Here is a 24,158-nt window from a genome sequence, read left to right as displayed (position 1 = left end):
TAATAACGATAGATAATTAAGATTACTTACTTATGAGATGTTTTTGATGCTAAAAGATTGATTACTAATAAGGTTAAGTCGTTAAATAAAGGTACAATGTGTTGTATAAAATAATCGTTATTGTGAGGGTATGTGAGTTTACTTAATTTAAAAACATGGGTTCATTACTATGTGGCGTTATTAAAACGTCTTGGTCCAATTAAATTTAGTTCATTATTAGCTTTTGCCATTATTTTTTCAGATGTATTTTTACAAGTGGTATTGGGGCTGTTGCTTTCAGAACCTTTGGATATGGCTGACTTATATCGCTCGGTTGCATTAGGGTTAATTATCACGCCTTGGTCGGTGTATTTTTTAACGGTTGTTGTTGATGATTTAGATACAACGCGTGAAAGGTTGTCTTCAAGTGTACAAAAACTGGAGCGCATTTCCATTGATGATAAAGCGAAAACAACATTATTAGAAAAAGAGATTGTTGAGCATCAAAATACACAACGTGAATTATTAGAAAAAACCAGTCTACTTCAGTCTTTCTTTGATACCTCGCCAGATTTGATTTTTCATCGTGATATAGGCGAACACTTTGTGCGCTGTAATAAAGCCATGGAATTATTATCGGGTAAAACAGAAGGATCATTAATAGGCTTAACACCCTCGGATATTTTCTCTAAAGACTATGCTGAAGAGGTGACTCTGCGTCATAACAAAGTGATTAAAACACATAAAGAAGAAATCCATGAAACCTGGTTGCAATATCCGAACGGGCAGCTTGTTTATTTTGAAATACGTTCTTTACCGTTGTTTAATAGTAACCAAGAGTGTGTCGGTTTAATTGGTTTTGGACGTGATATTACCGAGCGTAAAAAACACCAAGAGTATTTAGAAAAAGCCAGTCGCGATAAAACAACATTTATTTCTACCATTAGCCATGAGCTAAGAACGCCGCTTAATGGGATTGTTGGTTTGAGTCGTATGTTGTTAGATGAAAACTTTAATTCAGAGCAGATTCAATACCTTAAAACTATTCACATGAGCGCTATCACGCTTGGTAATATCTTTAATGATATTGTTGATTTGGATAAGTTAGATCGTAGTCGTTTGAACCTAGTTAACGATTGTATTGTGCTTGATGACTTTTTAAATGACCTGCAAAGTTTAGCCTTTATTCAAATAGAGCAAAAAAAGCTTAAACTGGTTTTCACACAATCGGATGATTTGCCTCGATGCCTTTATTCTGATGGCACCCGTCTTCGCCAAGTCTTATGGAATTTAATCACTAATGCAGTGAAGTTTACGGATCAGGGGCAAGTTGATATTCGTTGTACCAGTGAAGTAGAAAATGGCCAAAGCTGGTTATGTTTTGAAGTCCAAGATACTGGCGTAGGTATTCCTCAAGATAAGTTAGATAAGATATTTGCCATGTATTATCAAGTGAAAGGTAGTCGACATGCAACGGGTACAGGTATTGGCTTATCGGTTTCCAGTAAAATAGTAAAAGCCATGAAAGGACAGTTAACGGTAACCAGTGAACTTGATAAGGGCAGTACATTTACGCTGCGTATTCCGAGTGGTTGTTTTGTTGGTAAATCATTTAAAAGTAATTTTCAAGCACCTAAGTTATCCATTTTATTAGTTGAAGATATCGAGTTAAATGTGATCGTCGCGCGTGCACTATTAGAAAAGCAAGGGCACCAAGTCACTGTGGCAATGAGTGGAAAACAGGCGATTGAAATGGCCAACCAGCAGACATTTGAATTGATATTGATGGATATACAGCTGCCAGACATGGATGGTTATGAAGCAACAGAAAGAATTCGTGCTCTATCTAATAAGACACCGCCGATTGTGGCTTTAACAGCAAATATTTTTACTGATAATAAGCAGTTTATTGATAAAGGTTTAGATGATGCGATTGGCAAACCACTTAATTTGGCTTCTTTAAACGATATGTTAGAACGTCAGTTTAGTGATAATAAGATCATCAAAACCAAGCATCGCCATGGGCAAGCAATAACGGTTAATGAGATAGAGCTACTTAATGAAGAGATGATTAAAGAGTTAATGGACTTTTTACCTTTGTCTGTGATGTTAGATAATGTGAGATTATTTGAACAAATGATGCCTGAGTACTTATCGGTTTTAGATAGTCATATGGTGGCAAAAAACCAACAGGGTATTGTTGAAAAATCCCATAAAATTAAAAGTGCCGCGGCTTCAATTGGTTTATTACGTATTCAAGAGTTAGCACAAAAAATGCAATCTCCTGATTTGCCAGCATGGTGGGATAATATTGATGATTGGCATGAATTAATTAAAACGGGTTACTTGAAAGATATCGATTATTTAAAAAAATGGATTGTAGATAATGCCTAATGCCTAATGCCTAATGTCGTTGAAAGTTGCTGGTGGAAAGCGAGTTGGTAAAAGCTGTTTAAGGTAAGAGTAAGGTGCTTTTATTATTGTCGATTGAGAGATAATCGACAATAATAAGTAGCTATTTATGGCACAACTATTGCTCTAACTCACCACAAAAACGGTAGCCTTCACCGTGTATTGTTGAAATGATCTCAGCTGATTCTGGCACGGTTTCAAAATGTTTTCGAATACGACGAATGGTGACATCGACTGTTCTATCCTGTGCTTTCAACTCACGACCTGTCATTTTCATTAACAAGTCCGCGCGAGTTTGTATTTTTCCTGGATTTTCAATGAAATGTAAAATGGCACGGAATTCACTACGTGGCAATTTAAATAGATCACCGTTTGGACTAATCAGCGAGCGGCTATCTATTTCCAGCGTCCAGCCACTAAATTTATAACATTCTACTTTTTGACGAACTTCTTCGAAATACACGCTATCTTGCATGGTACGTGTTAACAGATTTCTTGCTCGTATTGTTAATTCTCTTGAGTTAAATGGTTTAGTGATGTAATCATCGGCACCGATTTCTAACCCTAAAATTTTGTCTACCTCATTATCACGACCGGTTAAAAAGATTAACGCGATATTTTTATGTTCACGTATTTCTCGTGCTAATAACAGACCGTTTTTACCCGGTAGGTTAATATCCATAATGATTAAGTTAATGTCGTTATTATCCAAAACATGATGCATTTCTGTTCCATCATTGGCTTCAAATACTTGATAGCCTTCAGCTTCGAAGACGCTTTTTAATGTGTTGCGTGTAACTAACTCATCTTCTACAACTAAAATTTTAGCACTAGACATGAATTGACTCCTGTAAAGTAAATAATTTGTTCATTATTTTAATTATTAATGTTAAAACAATGTAAAACGATTGTGACATTAGTATGTTTGTCTTCTTTTTAAACAAGGTGTTGATAAACTGAATACGGTTTAAAAGAATTCGTTTTTGATGTAGCAAAGTGTAATTACTTAACATATAGATAACAACTTATAATGCAATTAAACAATATGATTAGTTGCTCAACTTGATATTAATCAATGGATTTATGAAATAGACTTAATATTTTGTTATTTATTATGCTAATTAAGTTACAACTGAATCCGCTGGATAGTTTCCGTATCTACTAAGCTTTGATATAATCGGCGGAATTATATTTTATGAAACTACTAAATACATGGATTTTATTTTTTTCTCTCTTTTTAAATTGAAAAGTGCTGTGCTATGTCCGCAGTGTTTTTTGGTTTCTGTAAAAAGTAAATCTACATTCAAAAACCCGCTATTGAAGGCGGGTTTTTTAGTCTTAAGCAGGGAGGTACGATGCGCGTACTTAAATTTGGCGGCACTTCATTAGCAAATGCTCAACGTTTTAATCAGGTTGCAGACATTGTTATTAATAACCAACAGCAATCACAAATTGCTTTAGTATTATCTGCTCCATCTGGAGTGACCAATAATTTAGTTGCTGTAGTAGAAAAAACCAGTCAAGGATTGCCCGCTGATGAGCATTTAATTGCTATTCAAAAAATATTTTCTGATCTAATTAAAGGCTTAAAAGAAACTTACGCTGAACTTGCGGACCAACTACTAAAAAATACCTTTGAAACTGAAATTGCCGAGTTAAGCCAGTTGTTAGAAGGCGTGCGTTTATTAGGACAATGCCCTCCTAGTATTGAAGCTCGTATATTAAGTAAAGGTGAAGTACTGAGTATTGCTTGTATGAAACAACTGTTAATTGCCAAAGGGCAAGATGTACAGGTAATCGTACCGCAACAAAAATTAATTTCTTACAAAGGCGGATACTTAGAAGCGCAAATTGATATCAATGCTTCTCGTGAACTGTTTGCCGAAGAATCTATTATTGCTAATGCAATTTATTTAATGCCCGGCTTTACTGCGGGTAATGAGCAAGGTGAAACACTTGTATTAGGCCGTAACGGTTCTGATTACTCGGCAGCGGTATTAGCGGTGTGCTTAAAAGCAGAATGTTGTGAGATTTGGACAGACGTTGACGGTGTTTACAGCTGCGACCCACGTTTAGTGAAAGATGCGAAGCTACTTGATTCATTAAGTTATGCTGAAGCGATGGAGTTATCTTACTTCGGTGCTAAGGTGTTACACCCAAAAACTATCGCGCCTATTGCACAACACAGTATTCCTTGCCTCATCAAAAACACCCATAATCCACAAGCAGAGGGTACCTTGATCAGCGGACAAAAAAGTGACCAAAAATTACGTGTAAAAGGCATTTCAGACCTAAAAGGACTGAGCATGTTAAGCATCTCAGGACCTGGGATGAAAGGCATTGTTGGCATGGCAGGAAGAATCTTTACAACGATTTCTCGTGCTGGTGTGTCAATTATTCTGATTACACAATCTTCATCTGAATACAGTTTAAGCTTTTGTATTTACTCTAGTGACACACAAAAGGCGATTGATACATTAACGGAAGAATTCAAATTAGAGTTTGAAAATAATCTGTTAGAAGAAATCGATGTTATTGATAAGCAAGCAATCATCTCACTTGTTGGTGATGGCATGAAAAAAGAAAAAGGCGTTGCTGCTCGTTTCTTAATGGCTTTAACTGATGCATCTATCAATGTGACTGCGATTGCACAGGGTTCATCTGAGCGTTCAATTTCAGCGGTTGTTTCAGAACAAAAAGCCAATGAAGCCGTTACAGCATGTCATCATAGTTTCTTTAGCAAAGCACAATTTATTGATTTGTTTGTTATTGGCTGTGGTGGTGTTGGTGGCGCGTTAATCGATCAAATTCATCGTCAGCAAAGTTATCTTGCAGAGCGTAATATCGCGATTCGTGTTTGTGGTGTTGCTAATAGCCGTGCAATGTTGATGGATGTGAATGGTGTTGATTTAACCAATTGGCGCGATCTATTAAAAGATGCCACTGATGAAATGTCATTAGCAACAATGAAAAGCTTGGTTGATGGCTCTCGTATTATTAACCCGGTTATTGTTGATTGTACAAGTAATGATAGCATCGCCGCGCGTTATGTTGATTTCTTGGGGTCAGGTTTCCATGTTGTTACGGCAAACAAAAAAGCCAATACAAGTAGTATGGATTACTATCACCAGTTACGTTTAACTGCTTTAATGAAGCGTCGTAAATTCTTATACGATACTAACGTAGGTGCAGGGTTACCAGTTATTGAAAACATGCAAAACTTATTCAATGCGGGTGACCGTTTAGTTAAGTTTAATGGTATTTTATCGGGTTCATTATCATTTATATTCGGTAAACTTGATGAAGGTAAATCATTCTCAGAAGTGACTTCAGAAGCACGTAACCTTGGCTTTACTGAACCCGATCCGCGTGATGATTTAAGTGGCACGGATGTGGCTCGTAAATTATTAATCTTAGCACGTGAAGCTGGGATGGAATTAACGCTAGACGATGTTGACGTTGAGCAAGCATTACCACCTGGTTTTGATGATACGGGTACAACAGATGAGTTTATGGCTCGCTTACCAGAAGCTGATGCGTACTTTAAAGAGTTGCAAGATAAAGCAAACGAAGAAAATAAAGTATTGCGTTACATAGGTAGTATCGAAGACGGTAAATGTAAATGTAGCATTATGGCGGTTGATGAGAATGATCCGCTAAATAAAGTAAAAGATGGTGAAAATGCATTAGCATTTTATAGTCAATATTATCAACCAATCCCGCTTGTATTGCGTGGTTATGGTGCAGGTACTGAAGTAACCGCTGCAGGTGTATTTGCAGATGTACTGCGTACTTTAAATTGGAAGCAGGAGTTTTAAAATGTCTATTGTTGTGTATGCTCCAGCCTCGACGGCAAATGTGAGTGTTGGCTTTGATGTACTTGGCGGTGCATTAACGCCTATCGACGGCTCGCCATTAGGTGATAGAGTACAAATCACCAAAGGCGATTACGGTTTTTCATTACAATGTGTAGGCCCGTATTCACATAAATTGCCAACAGACGTTAAAAGCAATATTGTTTATGACTGTTATTTAGCATATCAAGCAGCCATTGCTAAATTAAATAAAGAAATTTTACCGGTATCAATGACGCTAGAGAAAAATTTACCGGTCGGTAGTGGGTTAGGGTCTAGCTCTAGCTCAATTGTTGCCGCTTTAGAAGCTTTAAACGCTTGGCATGATTACCTTTTAGACGAGCACGTTATGCTATCGTTAATGGGTGATATGGAAGGCAAAATTAGTGGTAGTGTGCATTATGATAATGTTGCACCTTGTTACTTAGGTGGCATGCAACTAATGATCAATGAAGGTGGGGAAATAAGTCAAACTATCCCTTCTTTTAAAGAATGGTACTGGGTAGTCGCTTATCCTGGTATTACCATATCAACTTCTGCAGCGCGTGATATTTTACCTTCACAATATCGCTTAGCTGATGCATTAACCTATGGACGCCGTTTAGGTGCATTTGTGCATGCGTGTCATAGTGAGCAACCTGCATTGGCTGCTTCAATGCTGAATGATGTAATTGCTGAACCATACCGTTCTCAATTAATTCCTGGATTTGAAGAAGCGCGTGTATTTGCTAAACAAAGCGGCGCATTAGCAATGGGAATATCTGGATCAGGTCCTACAGTATTTGCTGTTATGACGGACTTATCACAAGCAGAGTTATTAAAAAATTGGTTAACAGAAAACTTCCTTCAAAATGAAGATGGTTTTTGTCATATTTGCCACCTTGATGAACAAGGTGCGCGCGTGTTAGGAAAAGAGTTATGAATTTATACAACATCAAAGACAATAGTGAACAAGTCAGCTTTCAACAAGCTGTTAAACAAGGATTAGGACGCGGCCAAGGCTTATTCTTTCCTGATACTATTGCTCCACTGGACAATATAGATGCATTATTAAAAATGAATCTAGTGGATCGTTCAACTGAAGTGCTATCACACTTAATTGGTGATGAACTAAGCAAAGAAACAGTACACAGTATTGTTGCAAACGCGTTTACTTTCCCTGCACCAGTAAAAAAAGTAACTGATAATATTAATGCATTAGAGTTATTCCATGGTCCAACGCTTGCGTTTAAAGACTTTGGTGGTCGTTTTATGGCGCAGTGTTTAGCATCATTTAAAGACGATGGAAAAATCACCATTCTAACGGCAACTTCTGGCGATACTGGTGCTGCTGTTGCACATGCTTTCTATGGCATGGAAAACATCAATGTGGTTATCCTTTATCCAAAAGGAAAAATCAGCCCATTACAGGAAAAACTGTTTTGTACATTAGGCGGTAACATTTCTACGGTTGCTATTGAAGGTGATTTTGATGATTGTCAGGCGATGGTTAAACAAGCCTTTGATGATCAAGAGTTGAAACAAGCCGTTGGCTTAAACTCGGCTAACTCAATTAATATTAGCCGTTTATTAGCGCAAATTTGTTACTACTTTGAAGCTTTTGCTCAATTAGATGCGAAACAACGTGAAAACCTAGTGGTATCTGTACCAAGTGGTAACTTTGGTGATTTAACAGCAGGTTTACTAGCGAAAGCGTTAGGTTTACCAATTAAACGCTTTATTGCTGCAACAAATGAAAATGATACCGTACCACGTTACTTGAAAGAGGGCACATGGGCACCGAAGAAGACGGTTGCAACATTGTCTAATGCAATGGATGTTAGTGCACCAAATAACTGGCCACGTATTGAAGAGTTATTCAAAGTGAAAGGCTGGTCTTTAGCTGAACTAGGTTACGGTAAGCTTTCTGATGATGAGACTAAGAAAACATTGCTTGAAATGGATAAACTTGGATATGAGTGTGAGCCACACGGTGCGATTGCATTCCATGAATTAACTGCGCAGCTTCAAGAAGATGAAACTGGTTTGTTCTTATGTACTGCACATCCTGCTAAATTTAAAGAAAGCGTTGAAGAAATTTTAGGACGTGACATCTTTATTCCTGAAGCACTGGCTTCTCGTGCAGATTTACCACTTCTGTCAAAAGAATTTCCTGTTGATTTTGCTAAAGTACGTGAGTTATTAATGGCGCTTTAAACGTTATGTTTTTATGGCGTAAAATAAAGGCGTGATAAACGCCTTTTTTTGGGAGTAAAAATGGGCAAGGTATTAAATGATCTATTAGATCAACTCAGCTTAGAGAAGTTAGAAGAAAACTTGTTTAGAGGACAGAGCCAAGATTTAGGTTTTGGTGCGGTTTTTGGTGGACAAGTGATGGGGCAGGCTATTTCAGCTGCAAAAGAAACGGTGAAACCTGTTCAACAAGTTCACTCTTTTCACTCCTACTTCTTACGACCAGGTGATACTGACCGGCCGATTATTTATGATGTTGAGCGTATAAGGGATGGTAAATCTCTGTCTGCTCGACGCATTAAAGCGGTACAAAATGGTAAGCCTATTTTCTATATGACGGCTTCTTTTAAAGCACCTGAAAAAGGCTTTGAGCATCAAGATGAAATGCCAGAAGTTCCTGCTCCTGAAGATCTTATTTCTGAGCAGGAAATGGCTTTATTACATTCGGATATTTTACCTGAAAATATTCGTGAGAAATTGATTGCCGAAAAACCTATTGAAATGCGACCAGTAACGTTAATTAACCCTGTTGAGCCTGAAATTGAGCCGGCAACACGGCAGGTTTGGTTTAAAGCAAATGGACGTATGCCAGATGATCTACGTGTTCATCGCTATTTATTAGCTTACGCGTCAGACTTTAATTTTTTACCGACCGCATTACAACCTCACGGGGTATCGTTTTTCACTGAAGGAATGCAAGTAGTTACCATTGATCACTCTATGTGGTTTCATCATGACTTTAGATTAGATGATTGGTTACTGTATTCTGTGGTGAGCTCTGTGGCTTCTGATGGTCGTGGCTTAGTAAAAGGACAGTTTTTTACACGCGATGGTAAGTTAGTCGCTACCTCTGTCCAAGAAGGGTTAATTCGTATGCGTCGTAAGCCTAAACCTACTGCTGAATCTGAGAGTGCAACAAAATAACCTCGTTCGATTATTAATGTTGTGTATTGAAGGGTAATAAAACAAGTTTGTTTTATTACCCTTTTTTTTAACTGTTACTTATTGGTTTGTATGCGGTAATAGCGTGTTGTACCACTCACTTCATTACCTACCACCAGGATTGGTGCTCCTGTCGGGCTTGCTTTTCCATCAATAAATTTAAATCCTTCAGGTCCTAAATCACCAGCATCTATTTGATAAGTGGTAACCCCTTGGGCATTCTTCTGTTTATTATCACTTGGGTCAACAGACATATCTCGCGAATTTAGGTATTGTACAAATTGTGCTTTACTAGGCTCACTGATGTCGTAAACCATAATGCCGCCGATTCGCTCTAAACCAATAAAGGCATAGGTTCTACCATCAATCACACCTGTGGTTAGTGCTTCTGGCTCAGGGCCTTTTTTGGCACTACGGTTTTCTGCTTTTAACTTATTATGACTTTGATTGAAGTTTTTACCGTATTTTTCTGCTGTAATACGCTCAAAGTCACTGCCTGAATCAAAGATCATCGTTGCATTATTAATATCCCAAATAGAAAAAGAGCGACCGCCAAAAGTAAGTAAGCGATCAACTTTTCCATCATTATCTAGATCACCGTACTGACTTGTCAGTGAGTGTGAGAAGTTCATTCTATTGACCGTTGCAGATAAATTACCACCTTTATCAAAGTGCGATAAATCTAATTTTGCACTCTTGGTGTCAGGGGAGTAGACCTTATCATCCAAGGCATCTTTTAATTTCAAGTCATCAGCACATTCTTGATCTTCTAGGTTGTAATAAAAATGGCCTTGTTCACATTCCGCTTGAGATAATTCGGCGACCCAATCACTGCGATCGTCACCTTCATTAGCAGTCACCAAGTAATCAATACCATTAATGTCTACACTTGCTATTGAGTCAGGTTGATAAACACCGAGAAAAGGCTGGTTTGTTAATAAAGCTTGCTTGTCTTTATCATTGCCGTCTATTTCATTGCCTTTTTGCATGTGGTCTTTAAGGCCAAGTGCAACGATACGTTCAATTCTTTTTGTTGTTAAATCAATAATGGCAATGGCATTATTTTCCTGTAGTGAAACAAATGCTTTGCTATTATCGTGATTAATCGCAATATATTCAGGCTCTAGATCCTGCGATACAGTTGCATTATAACCATTTAGCATTAAACCTTTTGGCAGTTCGGTATAACGCTTTCCTGTTTTGTTAAAGTCAGTGAAGTCTAAGCGGGTAACAGTTGCATTCAGGTTCTCATTTTTCCAATCAATATCGATTACTGCCACTTCACCTTCAGGATCAACTTGATAGTTACCAACACTTGGTTCACCTTCCAGTGCGACGACTAATTGCTTACCATTTGCAGTAAAGGTTAACATATCAGGTAAAGCACCCAGCTCGTAAGCAGATACAAAACTCAAATCTTTGGTATTATAAAATGCCACCCAGCCGTTATCGGTTTTTGTTTGTGCTTCAATGGCTACTGCTAATAAGCCGTTATAAACATCAACACTGTTCGCGGCACCGGCTGCTTTATTTAAATGTTTTTTGATATCTTCTTTGATATTTAAACTATCGAGTAATGTTGGCTTATCAATATCAAGGCTATTAATGACATCAATCTTTCCTGACTGAGCATTGACGACAAAAGTATGTTTAGTGATTTTATCGAAAGTAACAATTTCTGCTGCGCTTTGGTCAAATACATTGGATTGGTATCGACCAGCCTCTACGAGTTGAATGCTTGGAGTATCAGTTTGTGCATAAGTTGCTAAAGAGCCGAATAGGGTAGATGAGATAATGATACGAGTCAGTAAATTGAGCTTCATTGTTAATCTTCCATTTAATTTTATTAAAGAGGCGATACTTTTACTTTGAAATTGTGACATTTATATTAAAACAAACATATTAATACTATTTATAATGAAAATTATATTGCAGTTATTGGTAGTTAAGCATGTTTTTTATACAAAAATAGGTTGTTTAATATCAATGTGTTGAAATAACAATCAAACAGTTCAATATTTTGATTTTATTGTCTTTTAGGGGTTGTGGTTACAATTAATTTCTCTATAATACGCCTCACTTGCTTAAGAACACTTTAAAGCAATCGCCCGGGTGGTGAAATCGGTAGACACAACGGATTTAAAATCCGTCGCTTAATAGGCGTGCCAGTTCAAGTCTGGCTCCGGGCACCAATTTCGAGAAAAAGCTTCGCATTTGCGAAGCTTTTTTTTTATCTAAAATTTAACTACAAGTTAATTACTTATCTTTCATTGTTTGTTGTTAAAGTGGATCCCAATAACTAAGTTCATTTAATCATTTCTCCCTGTAAAAATTCCATTAGCAGTTAATCGCTGGCTTATAACCCTGTATTCGTTCATTTTATTTCCGTTAATTTCTTGATTATGCTTTAATACAGCGCTTATACAGAGGCTAAAAATATTGAGGTAATGGTGAGTCAAGATATCGAAAAACGTTTAAATAAATTTATAAGTGACTCGGGGTATTGCTCTCGACGTGAAGCGGATAAATTAATCGAACAAAGCCGCGTTAAGATTAACGGAAAAGTACCAGAGCTAGGAACTAAAGTACAGCCTGGAGATGAGGTATTTGTTGATGGAAAGCGTATTAATCAAGTTGCCGTTAATAAATCTGACCGCATTTATATTGCTTATAATAAGCCTGTAGGAATTACCTGTACGACTGAACGTAATGTTTATGGCAATATTATTGATGCAATCAAGCATAAAGAACGTATTTTTCCTATTGGCCGCTTAGATAAACCCTCTGAAGGACTTATTTTCTTAACCAGTGATGGCGATATCGTTAATAAGATCTTACGTGCTGAAAATGCTCATGATAAAGAGTATCGTGTAACCGTTGATCAGCCATTAAGTGAACGCTTTGTTGACCGTATGCAACGTGGTGTTCCGATTTTAGATACCATTACTAAACCTTGTATTGTTAAAGTTGAAAGTCGATTTGTATTTACCATTATCTTAACACAGGGCTTAAATCGTCAAATTCGTCGCATGTGTGAGTATTTAGGTTATGAAGTAACGCGTTTACAACGTACACGTATTATGAATGTTACACTTAATAATCTAAAAGCAGGGCAGTGGCGTAATTTATCGAAGCAAGAGATGGATGAGATTAATAGCGCTGTAGCAGGTTCTTCGAAAACTGCGGTTAATACGGCTTTACCTAAGACACAGGGTGCGGCAACCAGACAACAAGTGAGCCAGAGTAATTCTGATAAATTATCTCGTCAAGGTAACACATCTGATAATAATCGTTATCACGCTAAAAATACGCGTTCTGGGGCAACACCTAAAAAAGTATTTGTTAATAAAAATGCTAAGAAAGCAAGTACTAACAATAATCCTTCTCATAAGCCTAAATTGTCGTTAAAAAGAAAATGAGTGAAGGTGAATTCGATATTATTGACCGCTACTTCAAGCGTTTAAATGGTCTTGAAAGTGGGGTTGTCATTGGTATTGGGGATGACTGTGCCATTTTAGATATTCCTGCTGGGCATCAACTTGCAGTGACCACTGATACTTTAGTGAGTGGCGTGCACTTTTTTGAGGATGTTGATCCTTATCGCTTAGGTTATAAAGCATTAGCAGTTAATTTAAGTGACTTAGCAGCAATGGGAGCAACGGCGAAGTGGGCTTCACTAGCGATTACTCTTCCTGATGTTAATGAACCTTGGTTAGCTGAATTTTGCCGTGGCTTTTTTGAGTTAGCTGATAAGTATCAGGTGCAGTTAGTTGGTGGCGACACCACAAAAGGACCTTTATCTATTACCGTCTCAGCAAAAGGCATCGTACCTACAGGTCAAGCATTAACAAGAAGTCACGCTCAAGTAGATGATGTAATTTGTGTGAGTGGCTACTTAGGTGATGGTGCGCTTGGCTTAGCAGCGAAGTTATCTGATACTAAGATTGTTGCTGATCAACAACCTTTTATTGATGCATTGGAATTAACAGAGCCTCGCTTAACATTAGGTCAACAACTTATTGACCACGCATCGAGCTGTATTGATCTTTCTGATGGATTAAGTCAAGACTTGATGCATATTCTGAAAAAGTCTGATCGCCATGCCCAGCTTCATTTAGAGCATCTGCCTTTATCAGAAGCTATCTTAACTGAAATCGATTCAGGTCATTTATCCTTGTCTGAAGCTTGGCAATATGCAGTGACAGGAGGGGATGACTATGAATTACTATTCACTATTTCCAAGCATAAACTTGCTTCCCTAAGAATGCGTTTATCTGAACAAGGCTTGTCACTCAATTGCTTTGAAATAGGCGTTATATTGGATCCAAATAACTCTCCTTTAACTGGTGAGCGTTTAGGTTTCACTCACTTGCAACAACCTGTCACTCTTAAAAAGACTGGCTGGGATCATTTTAAATAAGGTATGAAGATGTTAAATCGTGATGATTTAAATGGTTTAAAACTCTCAAATTTGGCGCACTTAGCGGCTGTTGGTTTCGGTAGTGGCCTTGCGCCTAAAGCACCTGGTACCTTTGGTACATTTGCGGCTATTCCCTTCTTTTATATATTGGCCATGTTAAATATTGAAAGTTATCTTGTTATGTTGGTTGTAACAAGTCTACTGGGTTTTTGGATCTGTGGTGTGGCTAGTGCTGCAATGGGCGTTCACGATCATAAAGCAATTGTATGGGATGAGTTTGTTGGTTTTTGGATAACCATGTTACCTGCATTAATGCTTTATCCAGATATACAAAGCACGCTTGATATTCCATTAAAATGGGTGGTTGTTGGTTTTATATTATTTCGTTTCTTTGATGTGTTAAAACCTTTCCCAATTAGTTGGCTAGATAAAAAAGTGGGTGGTGGTTTTGGGATCATGATTGATGATATCCTCGCAGGTGTGTTCTCTGCCATTGCACTTTATTTTGCGATTCAATATTGGGGATAATGATGTTACTTCATCGCTTACTTCTGCTTTGCTTTTTTTCTTCTATGAGCTATTTAGTTCAGGCTGACAGTAGCTTTGATGATAAATCTATTACGGTGGCAATCGATAAAATACCTTTGTCATTTAATCCCTTTAGTGCCCCTTCATTAATGGATGAACAATTTAAACATTTAGTGTTTGATCCTTTATTTCGATGGGGTAGTAAAAAAACAATAGAGCCTAGATTAGTTAAAAGTTGGAAACGATTGGATAGTCAAACCGTACGTTTTAATTTACATGAGAATATCCATTTTCATTCAGGTAATTTGTTAACGGCAAAAGATGTTAAATGGTCTTTCGAGCAAGCGGTGAAAGAGCCTAGTATGTATTTCTTGGCTAACATTGATGATTTTAAGGTCAATGATGATAATAGCTTTGATATTAGATCACCTTATAATGACCATCAGCTCCTAGACTATTTAACACACTTATTTGTGCTTGATTCAGCTTATTATAGTGAAAATACTAACCTGTTAACGCTTGCTCCTTCGATCATTCTCCCACCATACACTGATAAAAACCTACCTTTATCAGGGACGGGGCCTTATCTGATTCAACAATATAATGAGATGCTAGGTTTAGTTGTCTCTAAAAATGAACAGTATTGGGCAGAAAAACCACAGATAAAATATATTCGATTTATGAAGGTCGATGAGCCGCAATCTCGGTTATTTGCATTGTTGGCCGATGATGTACAAGTTAGTTATGGTGTGCCTAATAAAGAGGCTGTGGAGTTTACTGACAATACTTTAAAAAATTTAGTGAAAGTGTCCTCTTCAAATATTATCTTTTTAACTATCAATGATAATAAATCACCTGTATTACAAAATAATAAAGCCCGTGAAGCATTGCATCTTGCCATTAATCAGCCAGGAATACTTAAGTATGTATTAAAAAACAATGGTCAAGTGTCATCGGTGAGCATGCCAGTCAAAAATGCCCGTGATGCAAAAAATCAAACCATGCCCGAATATGATTTAACTAAATCTAAAGCATTGCTAAACAAATTAAATTTACCTAAACAGTTAACTTTATTGGTGTTGGCTGATGAGGCTGGGTATAACCATAAAATAGCAGTCGCATTAAGTAAAATGTTAAAAATGGTCGACATTGAAGTTGTTTTTAATGAGACAGACTCACTTGATATTTGGAATACAACTCTTGAAGGTTACGATTTGACCCTATCTAGTTGGCGAACACATTTAATGGATGTTTATAATGTAGATGAGGCGTTATTCAAAAATAGCACGCTCGCTACTTATTTGAATAATAAGTCTTTACCTCAAGCAGCGAATGACCACTTTGATTCTCAGTCGAAAGCCTTTGAGTTTTTACAACAAAACAACTGGGTGATCCCAATGTTTTATCAAGATGATATTTGGGCACAAAGTCGCGCCTTTAATTTAGCAGATATTTTTTCCAGCAATGATATTCCGTATTGGTCATTATTTAAAACCGTGGGCTTTGAGGAAGCGGGGTAATGATTGAATATCGAAGGGCCGATAAACCCTTCGATTATTTCTACTTTCTTATAACTACAAGTAAAGTCCAAACGCTGACATGTTAATTGTACTGCGCGCTGAGGGACGATTTTAAGCCTTGTTAATAAAGCTGCTTACTTGTTCTTCAATGCCTTGACTATCAAGCTTCAGCATATGATAGACTTCTGGCTGCGTTCCTTGCTCGACAAAGTTATCAGGTAAGCCTAAGTTTAACAGCTGACCTTGATAAGCTTGAGTTGCTAAAAACTCATTCACTCCAGAGCCTGCGCCGCCCACTATGCTGTTTTCTTCAATCGTCACTATATAGTCATGTGTTTTTGCGAGGCTAGTTAATAACGCTTGGTCTAATGGTTTCACGAAACGCATATCAACTAAGGTTGCATTCAATGCTTTAGCGGCAGGAATAGCGGCTTGCAATAAGGTACCAAAACATAAGATAGCTGTTTTTTCGCCTTCTAATACTACTTTCGCTTTACCGACTTCTAGGGCTGTCATCTTGCTTTCAACGGCAATACCTGAACCACTGCCTCTAGGGTAGCGTACCGCAGCAGGAGTATTTAGTAGGTGTCCTGTATATAACATATTACGACACTCGACTTCATCAGAAGGGGCCATTACCGTCATATTAGGTACACAACGTAAAAAGCTTAAATCGTAGGCGCCCTGATGAGTGGGCCCATCAGCACCAACAATACCAGCACGGTCAATTGCGAATAAAACTCCTAGATTTTGAATAGCAACATCATGGATAAGTTGGTCATAAGCACGTTGTAAAAAGCTAGAATAAATAGCCACAATCGGGTTTAAATCTGCAATGGCCATACCTGCAGCTAAGGTTACCGCATGTTGCTCTGCAATCGCCACATCATAATATTTATCTGGATGACGTTTTGAAAAGGCAACCATACCTGAGCCTTCACGCATAGCCGGTGTAATGGCTGTTAGTTTCGGATCAACATCCGCCATATCATTTAACCATTGACCAAAAATTTTAGAGAAGGTCGGCGCACTTGGTTTAGGCGTTGGCAGTGCTTCATCCGGCGTGAATTTTGGCACTGCATGGTAAGTAATTGGGTCAAGCTCAGCTTGTTTATACCCTTTACCTTTTTTAGTCATTACATGTAAAAATTGTGGACCTGAGTGAGAGCGCATATTACGTAATGTATCAACTAAATCGATAACATTATGTCCGTCCATTGGGCCGATATAATTGAAACCAAATTCTTCAAAAATAGTGGCAGGGGATACCATGCCTTTTAAATGTTCTTCTGTTTTTCTCGCGAGATCTTTGATCGGTGGAATATTTGATAAGATCTTCTTACTGCCTTCGCGTAGCTGGGTATACAAATCACCAGATAAGACTTTAGCTAAGTGATTGGTGAGTGCGCCAACGTTTTCAGAGATAGACATTTCGTTGTCATTCAAAATAACTAACATATCATTGCGTAACGAGCCTGCATGATTTAATGCTTCAAAAGCCATTCCTGCGGTAATCGCACCATCGCCAATTACTGAGACAACTTTACGGCCTTTCTGTTCTTTCTCTGCTGCTATCGCCATCCCTAAAGCTGCACCGATAGAAGTAGAAGAGTGACCAACACTTAATACATCATATTCGCTTTCTTCTCTCCAAGGGAAAGGGTGAAGGCCTTTAAATTGTCTAATACTTGCCATTTGGTCTCGACGACCGGTTAATATTTTATGAGGGTAAGCTTGATGGCCTACATCCCATATTAAATGGTCAAAAGGGGTGTGGTAGACATAATGTAGCGCAACAGTCAGCTCGACGACCCCTAAACCAGACGCAAGGTGGCCACTTGTTTGACTAACACTAGTCAGTAGGAATTGACGCAATTCATCACAAAATGCAGGTAGCTGCGATTTTTTTAAAAGGCGCAAGTCTTCCGGGTAGTTGATATTTGCAAGTAGGGGGTAATTAGTTAAGTCCAATGGCATATTTATTTGTCACGATTAATAATGTATTGAGAAAATGACTCGAGTAATTGAGTCTCATAAGGTAATTGTGCTAGCGCATTAATCGCTTCTTGATATAAGTCTTGTGCTTTTTGTTGCGCTTGTTCTAATCCTAATAAAGCCGGGTAAGTTGATTTTTGTAAACATTGATCTGAACCCTGAGGCTTACCTAACGTTTGTGTGTCACCAATGACATCTAAAATATCATCTTGGACCTGAAATGCTAAACCAATCGCAGTAGCAAATTTAGTTAATAATGAAAACTCTGTTGGATCGATATTAGTTTTACTGAGGGCACCCATTTGCACTGCTGCGATAATTAATGCTCCGGTTTTTGAATTGTGTATTGTTTCTAGATCAACTAATGAGATTGCCGTATTTTCAGCAGCTAAATCTAACATTTGACCGGCACACATACCTTTTTCACCCGATGCTTTGGCAAGAATATTTAACATTTTTAGTTGCGAGCTTGTGGTGAGGTCTGTTATCTCACGAGACAGGATATCAAATGCCAATGTTTGTAATGCATCGCCAGCTAGAATTGCCGTTGCATCATCATATTTGATGTGACAAGTCGCATTACCACGGCGTAACGCATCATCGTCCATCGCTGGTAAATCATCATGTATTAGCGAGTATGCATGAACGCATTCAATTGCCGATGCAATAGGGTCTAATGTTTTCAGTTTACTGCCAAGCATTTCCCCTACGGCATATACTAAAAAAGGCCTAATGCGTTTTCCACCTAATAATGCACCATAAGCCATTGCTTCATTTAATGTTGCTGAAACAGGGCCTTGGTAGGATATGTACTGTTCAAGTTGCTCATTTACTCGAACTTGGTATTGCTGCATAGTGGAAGCTAATTGAGTCATTTATTTACTTAATGTTGGTTAGGGTAAAAAATCTTTATTCGTCAAAACTTTGTAAGGGTGCTTGTGTGTCATTTTGCATTAAAATGCTAACTTGTTGCTGTGCACTTTGTAGCTTTTGACTGTTGCTGCGCGCTAAAGCAATACCACGTTCAAATTGTTTTAATGCATCTTCAAGTGGTAAATCACCGACTTCTAAATCTTGAACAATCTTTTCAAGCTCTGAAATGGCTTCTTCGTATTGCATGTTTTCTGGTTTTTTTAAGGCCATGAGTTATCTCTATTCTATGTTTTGTGCAAGGTTACCGTTACTGCTTAATATGTCAAATGAAGCAATAAACATTATTGTTAAATAGTGAAGCTGTTGCACTTTAATTGACCGCCAATATTTATTTAAGCGATAAAAGTAGTACTAAATTGCATAATGGTTAGCCATACAGCGATGTTAATACTGGGTTGCATTTTATTTAAAATTTAATGCAATGCTAGACTTAGTTATATTAAGTTTTGATCACTTTTTTTAATACCATAATTAACCCTAATACCGGTACGCCTATTAAAGCTGACGCCACGAAGAAGTTAACGTAGCCAAAACTGTCAACGTAAACTCCCGAGAAGCCAGCAATAAACTTAGGAAATAATAACATCATTGAGCTAAATAATGCATATTGAGTTGCTGAAAACTCGATATTCGTTAGTTTAGAAATATAGGTGATAAAGGCGGTGGTTGCGATGCCAGCACTTATATTATCCATAGAGATGATCACGGCCAATAAGGTTAAATCTTTTCCAACAAATGCCAGTACAGCAAAAATAAGGTTAGTGAGTACCACTAAAAAAGCACCCAAGAATAATATGCTGTAAGTACTGAAGCGATTTAATAAGATACCGCCTAACCCTGCACCAACTAAGGTCATGATAACACCGAAGACTTTAGATATCGCTGCCACTTCCCCCTTGGTGTAACCCATATCAGAATAAAATGGGTTAGCCATAATACCCATGACAATATCAGAAATACGGTAACTGCCTATTAATGCAAGAATTAAAATGGCATGTTTGCCATAGCGCTTAAAGAAATCGGCAAAAGGAGAGACAATGGCTGTATTTAACCAAGCGATAAAGCGCGCTAAACCAACAGGAACTTGTGCTTTATTTAATTGATTAGATACTTTATCGAGCTGTTGTTTTTGTGTGTCTTGATAATCAGGCTCTTTGGCAATAAAGGTCGTTATGATACCAACACCCATGCAGGCAGCCATCGCGTAATAGGCCGTGGACCAAGCAGATAATTGGTAGGCATCTGTTTCACTTGCCCAAGCTGCAATAGCTAATGAGCCTGCACCCGCCATAATCATCGCTAATCGATATCCTGTCATATAAGCAGCAGCCATTGCCGCTTGAAACTTCTCAGGAGCAGACTCGATACGATAAGCATCTATTACAATATCTTGAGTGGCCGAACTGTACGCCACCACTAATGCAAAAATCGCAAATAAAGCCAAGTTTTGTTGTGGATCGCTAGTCGCCATTCCAATTAAGGCAAGTGTGATTGATGCTTGAGAAAGCAACAGCCAGGAACGTCTTCGCCCAAGCCATCGAGTTAATAAAGGAATTGATAACCGGTCAACAAAAGGTGACCACATCCATTTGAATGCATAGGCTAGTGCTATCCAGCTAAAAAAACCAATACTTGCACGGCTGACACCAGATTCTCTTAGCCAAAATGACAGTGTTGAGAACACTAATAAAATAGGTAAACCCGCAGAAAAGCCAAAAAAGAACAAGATCGCGACACGTTTATGTAAGTAGATTTTACTACTCTCTAGCCAGCTTTGTTTTTTAGTGGCTGTTACTGTTTCAACTTGCATATTAGTGATCCAATAGGTGTTAATTTGTTACTCAAAAAGACAGTGCAGGAGCACAGTGCTTATTGGTTTTGGTAGTTTAAGTGTTGACCAACTAATTCAAATCGCCAGCCCGTCAGCAATTTTGGTTTATCTACCAATGAACGTTGTTGCGAGTCAAGCTTCCAACACCAGCTTAAGTATTCATTAATGACACGTTTGGATGCAATCAGCTCAACAGGTAGCTCGTATTTATCGGCGCAGACTTTAATTTTATCTCGTATCGCTTTTAATACTTTCTTATAGTCAGGGAAATCGATTAATCGCACAATCAATGGTGGAAAGCTTTCTGGGTCTTGCTCAGCAACCTTGGCGATAATTGATAAAACTGCTTCACCATGGATGCGAATTTCACTTGGCGCTAAATGTAAACGCTTTAGGTCGTTATAACTTGAAGGGCGATAATGGGCTAATAACCACAAATGATCTGCTTTTACCACAAAATTAAGCGCTAAATTTCTGGCCATGGCTGTCTCTAGTCGCCATTTTGCTAAGGCTTTAATGGTTGCTAACCCTTGTCTATCTAATTTAGAAAGATTGTCTAAGGATTTATACGCTTTTTCTGGATTAACGGGTTTCATTTTAGCATCAAGAATCATTTGGCATTCTTGTTCGAAAAACGCCACCATATTCTTTTCTGCAAGTTTAGCTTGTAACGCTTCTAAACATGGCTGTAAATACAAAACGTCAGCTGCTGCATAGAGTTGTTGTTTATCGGTTAAAGGTCGTGCACACCAATCGGTACGAGACTCACCTTTGTTGAGGAGGGTACCATCGATTGACTCAACCATTTTTGCATAACCTAAAGATGCCCCTTGGTTCAAAAAGGCACAGGCAACTTGAGTATCAAATAATGTAATATTTAGATCGCCCTTGTGATGCTTGATAATCTCTAAGTCTTCACTGCTTGCATGTAAAATGCACTGTTTTGCATCAATGGCTTTCCAAAAGGCGCTTATATCGCCAATTAAAATAGGATCGATTAAGACAATTCTTTCATTTTGTGAAACTTGCAATAGACCTAAATTCGCATAAAAAGTGCGCGTTCGTACAAACTCAGTATCTAAAGAAATAGGGGAGTTATCTAGAGTGGCAACATATTCAGAAAGTTGCGTTTGGGTAGAGATGATTTCAAATTGCATCAACAGTAGGCCTAAATCTAATTTAATTATTCCGTATATTACGGAATCTGTTACATTTTTTCTATTTAAATATTGATTATCTGTCACTACAAGCGTTTGTAAAAGTGCATAAAAATGGTGCGTAATTGCATAAATATTTAATCTTATTGCACTAATTTAGGTACTCATATTGTAGGATTGTTGTGGATCTATTAGAATAGTGCTTTACAAATCCGCCGCGTTCTGCTTGTTGATAATCATTCGCATTAAATATACGTGTTCAGACCGGCATATTATATACTTAGTAATAGTGTGGTAAGGGAAACAATGACTAGAACAATGTATGAAAAAATCTGGGATGCGAACTTAGTTCACGAACCAGAAGCAGGCTCTCCGCTTTTGTTTGTTGACAGACATCTAATGCATGAAGTAACAAGCCCACAAGCTTTTGAGGGTCTTCGTCTACAAAACCGTAAAGTACGTAACGTGCATAGTATTCTAGGTACAATTGACCACTGTGTTCCAACTAAAGACCGTTTTAATATTGTTGATGTAATTGCTAAAAAACAAGTTGAAACAATGACTGCTAACTGTGAAGAAAATGAAATCAATCTTTACGGCATGGACAGTAACCAAAATGGTGTTATTCACATCGTTGTACCTGAGCATGGCTTTGTTCACCCAGGTATGGTTGTATGTTGTGGTGATAGCCACACAGCAACACACGGTGCATTCGGTGCACTGGCATTTGGTATCGGTACCAGTGAAGTTGAACACGTAATGGCAACACAAACATTACAACAGAAAAAAGCAAAAACAATGTTAGTGAAAGTAGAAGGTAAATTACCTGCTTTCTCTACAGCGAAAGATATTGCATTAGCAATTATTGCTAAAACAGGTACTGCTGGCGGTACAGGTTATGTAATGGAATTTGCTGGCAATACAATTACAGACCTAACAATGGAAGGTCGTATGACACTGTGTAACATGGCTATTGAAGCTGGTGCACGTGCCGGTCTTGTTGCACCTGACCAAGTAACTTTTGATTACCTAGAAGGCAAAGAGTTTGCACCGAAAGGCGATCACTGGCCTGCAGCTGTTGAATACTGGAAATCACTACGTTCTGATGAAGGCGCAGAATTTGACGCTGTTATCGAATTAAAAGCTGAAGATATTGCACCACAAGTTTCTTGGGGTACATCTCCAGAGCAAGTTATTTCAGTAACGGGTGTTGTTCCTGCTCCATCTGACTTCACTAATGAAGTTAAATCTCAAGCATGTGCAAGTGCACTTAAATACATGGCATTAGATGCAGGTCAAAAAATCACAGATATCCATATTGATGTTGTGTTTATTGGTTCTTGTACAAATGGTCGTATTGAAGATTTCCGCGCTGCTGCAGAATTACTAAAAGGTAAAAAAGTAGCTGACGGGGTTCAAGCCTTTGCAGTACCTGGTTCTTTCCCAGTGAAAGAGCAAGCAGAAAAAGAAGGTCTTGATAAGATCTTTATTGATGCAGGTTGGGAATGGCGTGATCCAGGTTGTTCAATGTGTCTAGCAATGAATGGCGATGAGTTAAAAGATGGTCAACGTAGTGCATCTACTTCAAACCGTAATTTCGAAGGTCGTCAAGGTAAAGGTGGTCGTACTCACCTTGTATCACCAGCAATGGCTGCTGCAGCATCAGTTGCAGGTCACTTTGTAGACATCCGAGATTGGAAATAGGGGCGAAAATAATGCAACCATATATTAAACATACAAGTATCGCAGCGTTAATGGATCGTAGTAACGTTGATACAGACCAAATCATCCCAAAAAACTTCATGAAAAAAGTTGAGCGTACTGGTTTCGGTATCAACTTATTCCATAACTGGCGTTTTCTTGCGGATAACGTAACACCAAATCCTGATTTCGAATTAAACAAACCTGCTTTCCAAGGCGCTAAAATTTTAGTTGCTGGTGAAAACTTTGGTTGTGGTTCATCTCGTGAGCATGCGCCTTGGGCAATTGCTGACTACGGTTTTAATACTATTATCTCGACTAGCTTTGCTGATATTTTCTTCAGTAACTGTTTCAAAAATAGCATTTTACCAATCGTAGTAACTGATGAACAACTTGCTGCACTAATGGCTGAAATTTCAGCGAATGAAGGTGTTGAGTTTACTGTTGATTTAGAAGCACAAACAGTTACGACACCAGGTGGTTTATCTATCTCTTTTGAAGTTGATGCATTCCGTAAAGAATCATTACTTGAAGGCCTAGATGACATCGCTTGGACGTTAAAACATGAAAAAGAAATCTCTGCTTATGAAGCAGAGCACAAAAAACGCCTTCCATGGTTATGGCCTAGCGCGTAATTACTTTTAGATTGTTATA

General features: G+C 38.1%; 18 protein-coding genes and 1 tRNA gene. 12 read left to right on the top strand and 7 right to left on the bottom strand.

Features of this window, described 5'->3' with window-relative positions:
- Window positions 1-132: 132 nt before the first annotated feature.
- Window positions 133-2,373: an aerobic respiration two-component sensor histidine kinase ArcB gene (gene arcB, locus V6256_RS06585; protein WP_341597281.1), complete on the top strand. Its 2,241-nt coding sequence runs from the start codon at window positions 133-135 to the stop codon at window positions 2,371-2,373.
- Between the two features lie 136 nt (window positions 2,374-2,509).
- Here arcB and arcA read toward each other — a convergent pair whose 3' ends face one another.
- Window positions 2,510-3,229: a two-component system response regulator ArcA gene (gene arcA, locus V6256_RS06580; protein WP_341597280.1), complete on the bottom strand. Its 720-nt coding sequence runs from the start codon at window positions 3,227-3,229 to the stop codon at window positions 2,510-2,512.
- A gap of 517 nt (window positions 3,230-3,746) precedes the next feature.
- Here arcA and thrA point away from each other — a divergent pair.
- The 4 genes from thrA to tesB are packed head-to-tail and all read left to right on the top strand — an operon-like array spanning window position 3,747 to window position 9,401.
- Window positions 3,747-6,209: a bifunctional aspartate kinase/homoserine dehydrogenase I gene (gene thrA / locus V6256_RS06575; RefSeq protein WP_341597279.1), complete on the top strand. Its 2,463-nt coding sequence runs from the start codon at window positions 3,747-3,749 to the stop codon at window positions 6,207-6,209.
- A 1-nt stretch (window position 6,210) separates the two neighbouring features.
- Window positions 6,211-7,167, top strand: a complete 957-nt coding sequence (thrB, locus tag V6256_RS06570) for a homoserine kinase (RefSeq protein ID WP_341597278.1) — start codon at window positions 6,211-6,213, stop codon at window positions 7,165-7,167.
- The gene (gene thrC / locus V6256_RS06565; RefSeq protein ID WP_341597277.1) at window positions 7,164-8,441 is read left to right on the top strand and encodes a threonine synthase; all 1,278 of its coding nucleotides are present in this window, start codon (window positions 7,164-7,166) and stop codon (window positions 8,439-8,441) included. Before thrB ends, thrC begins: the two co-directional genes overlap by 4 nt.
- Window positions 8,442-8,501: 60 nt before the next feature.
- Window positions 8,502-9,401: an acyl-CoA thioesterase II gene (gene tesB, locus V6256_RS06560; protein ID WP_341597276.1), complete on the top strand. Its 900-nt coding sequence runs from the start codon at window positions 8,502-8,504 to the stop codon at window positions 9,399-9,401.
- A 74-nt stretch (window positions 9,402-9,475) separates the two neighbouring features.
- Here tesB and V6256_RS06555 read toward each other — a convergent pair whose 3' ends face one another.
- On the bottom strand, window positions 9,476-11,242 hold the full coding sequence (locus V6256_RS06555) for a choice-of-anchor I family protein (protein ID WP_341597275.1): 1,767 nt from the start codon (window positions 11,240-11,242) through the stop codon (window positions 9,476-9,478).
- Between the two features lie 283 nt (window positions 11,243-11,525).
- Here V6256_RS06555 and V6256_RS06550 point away from each other — a divergent pair.
- The 5 genes from V6256_RS06550 (at window position 11,526) to V6256_RS06530 (ending at window position 15,887) form a co-directional block, all read left to right on the top strand.
- A tRNA-Leu gene (locus V6256_RS06550) sits at window positions 11,526-11,611 on the top strand.
- A gap of 255 nt (window positions 11,612-11,866) precedes the next feature.
- A complete protein-coding gene (gene rluF / locus V6256_RS06545; RefSeq protein WP_341597274.1) occupies window positions 11,867-12,838 on the top strand; it encodes a 23S rRNA pseudouridine(2604) synthase RluF in 972 nt (323 codons plus the stop codon).
- Window positions 12,835-13,839, top strand: a complete 1,005-nt coding sequence (gene thiL / locus V6256_RS06540) for a thiamine-phosphate kinase (RefSeq protein WP_341597273.1) — start codon at window positions 12,835-12,837, stop codon at window positions 13,837-13,839. The genes rluF and thiL overlap by 4 nt, the downstream gene beginning before the upstream one ends.
- A gap of 3 nt (window positions 13,840-13,842) precedes the next feature.
- A complete protein-coding gene (locus V6256_RS06535; RefSeq protein ID WP_341597272.1) occupies window positions 13,843-14,367 on the top strand; it encodes a phosphatidylglycerophosphatase A family protein in 525 nt (174 codons plus the stop codon).
- Window positions 14,367-15,887 carry an ABC transporter substrate-binding protein gene (locus tag V6256_RS06530; protein WP_341597271.1) on the top strand — a complete coding sequence of 507 codons (1,521 nt, stop codon included), beginning with the start codon at window positions 14,367-14,369 and terminating at the stop codon, window positions 15,885-15,887. The genes V6256_RS06535 and V6256_RS06530 overlap by 1 nt, the downstream gene beginning before the upstream one ends.
- Before the next feature lie 111 nt (window positions 15,888-15,998).
- On the opposite strand, the gene dxs is transcribed toward V6256_RS06530, so the two are convergent.
- The 5 genes from dxs to rnd form a co-directional block, all read right to left on the bottom strand.
- On the bottom strand, window positions 15,999-17,864 hold the full coding sequence (gene dxs, locus V6256_RS06525) for a 1-deoxy-D-xylulose-5-phosphate synthase (RefSeq protein ID WP_341597270.1): 1,866 nt from the start codon (window positions 17,862-17,864) through the stop codon (window positions 15,999-16,001).
- A gap of 2 nt (window positions 17,865-17,866) precedes the next feature.
- A complete protein-coding gene (gene ispA, locus V6256_RS06520) occupies window positions 17,867-18,757 on the bottom strand; it encodes a (2E,6E)-farnesyl diphosphate synthase (RefSeq protein ID WP_341597269.1) in 891 nt (296 codons plus the stop codon).
- Between the two features lie 34 nt (window positions 18,758-18,791).
- Complete coding sequence (gene xseB, locus V6256_RS06515) at window positions 18,792-19,025, bottom strand: exodeoxyribonuclease VII small subunit (RefSeq protein ID WP_341597268.1); 234 nt, start codon at window positions 19,023-19,025, stop codon at window positions 18,792-18,794.
- A gap of 229 nt (window positions 19,026-19,254) precedes the next feature.
- Complete coding sequence (locus tag V6256_RS06510) at window positions 19,255-20,625, bottom strand: AmpG family muropeptide MFS transporter (RefSeq protein ID WP_341597267.1); 1,371 nt, start codon at window positions 20,623-20,625, stop codon at window positions 19,255-19,257.
- Window positions 20,626-20,684: 59 nt separating this feature from the next.
- Window positions 20,685-21,803: a ribonuclease D gene (gene rnd, locus V6256_RS06505; RefSeq protein ID WP_341597266.1), complete on the bottom strand. Its 1,119-nt coding sequence runs from the start codon at window positions 21,801-21,803 to the stop codon at window positions 20,685-20,687.
- Window positions 21,804-22,109: 306 nt separating this feature from the next.
- On the opposite strand from rnd, the gene leuC reads away from it, so the two are divergent.
- Window positions 22,110-23,507: a 3-isopropylmalate dehydratase large subunit gene (gene leuC / locus V6256_RS06500; protein ID WP_341597265.1), complete on the top strand. Its 1,398-nt coding sequence runs from the start codon at window positions 22,110-22,112 to the stop codon at window positions 23,505-23,507.
- Window positions 23,508-23,518: 11 nt separating this feature from the next.
- Window positions 23,519-24,139, top strand: a complete 621-nt coding sequence (gene leuD, locus V6256_RS06495) for a 3-isopropylmalate dehydratase small subunit (RefSeq protein WP_341597264.1) — start codon at window positions 23,519-23,521, stop codon at window positions 24,137-24,139.
- Window positions 24,140-24,158 lie beyond the last annotated feature (19 nt).

Origin of the sequence: Psychromonas aquatilis, assembly GCF_038155185.1 — a bacterium.
GTDB lineage: Bacteria > Pseudomonadota > Gammaproteobacteria > Enterobacterales > Psychromonadaceae > Psychromonas > Psychromonas aquatilis.
The sequence above is the reverse complement of the archived record's forward strand: the minus strand, read 5'-3'. Positions and strand labels throughout refer to the sequence as shown.

Coding starts and splice junctions, on each gene's coding strand:
- arcA (WP_341597280.1), bottom strand. CDS start 3,229: ATGTCTAGTGCTAAAATTTTAGTTGTAGAAGATGAGTTAGTTACACGC.
- thrA (WP_341597279.1), top strand. CDS start 3,747: ATGCGCGTACTTAAATTTGGCGGCACTTCATTAGCAAATGCTCAACGT.
- thrB (WP_341597278.1), top strand. CDS start 6,211: ATGTCTATTGTTGTGTATGCTCCAGCCTCGACGGCAAATGTGAGTGTT.
- thrC (WP_341597277.1), top strand. CDS start 7,164: ATGAATTTATACAACATCAAAGACAATAGTGAACAAGTCAGCTTTCAA.
- tesB (WP_341597276.1), top strand. CDS start 8,502: ATGGGCAAGGTATTAAATGATCTATTAGATCAACTCAGCTTAGAGAAG.
- V6256_RS06555 (WP_341597275.1), bottom strand. CDS start 11,242: ATGAAGCTCAATTTACTGACTCGTATCATTATCTCATCTACCCTATTC.
- rluF (WP_341597274.1), top strand. CDS start 11,867: ATGGTGAGTCAAGATATCGAAAAACGTTTAAATAAATTTATAAGTGAC.
- thiL (WP_341597273.1), top strand. CDS start 12,835: ATGAGTGAAGGTGAATTCGATATTATTGACCGCTACTTCAAGCGTTTA.
- V6256_RS06535 (WP_341597272.1), top strand. CDS start 13,843: ATGAAGATGTTAAATCGTGATGATTTAAATGGTTTAAAACTCTCAAAT.
- V6256_RS06530 (WP_341597271.1), top strand. CDS start 14,367: ATGATGTTACTTCATCGCTTACTTCTGCTTTGCTTTTTTTCTTCTATG.
- dxs (WP_341597270.1), bottom strand. CDS start 17,864: ATGCCATTGGACTTAACTAATTACCCCCTACTTGCAAATATCAACTAC.
- ispA (WP_341597269.1), bottom strand. CDS start 18,757: ATGACTCAATTAGCTTCCACTATGCAGCAATACCAAGTTCGAGTAAAT.
- xseB (WP_341597268.1), bottom strand. CDS start 19,025: ATGGCCTTAAAAAAACCAGAAAACATGCAATACGAAGAAGCCATTTCA.
- V6256_RS06510 (WP_341597267.1), bottom strand. CDS start 20,625: ATGCAAGTTGAAACAGTAACAGCCACTAAAAAACAAAGCTGGCTAGAG.
- rnd (WP_341597266.1), bottom strand. CDS start 21,803: ATGCAATTTGAAATCATCTCTACCCAAACGCAACTTTCTGAATATGTT.
- leuC (WP_341597265.1), top strand. CDS start 22,110: ATGACTAGAACAATGTATGAAAAAATCTGGGATGCGAACTTAGTTCAC.
- leuD (WP_341597264.1), top strand. CDS start 23,519: ATGCAACCATATATTAAACATACAAGTATCGCAGCGTTAATGGATCGT.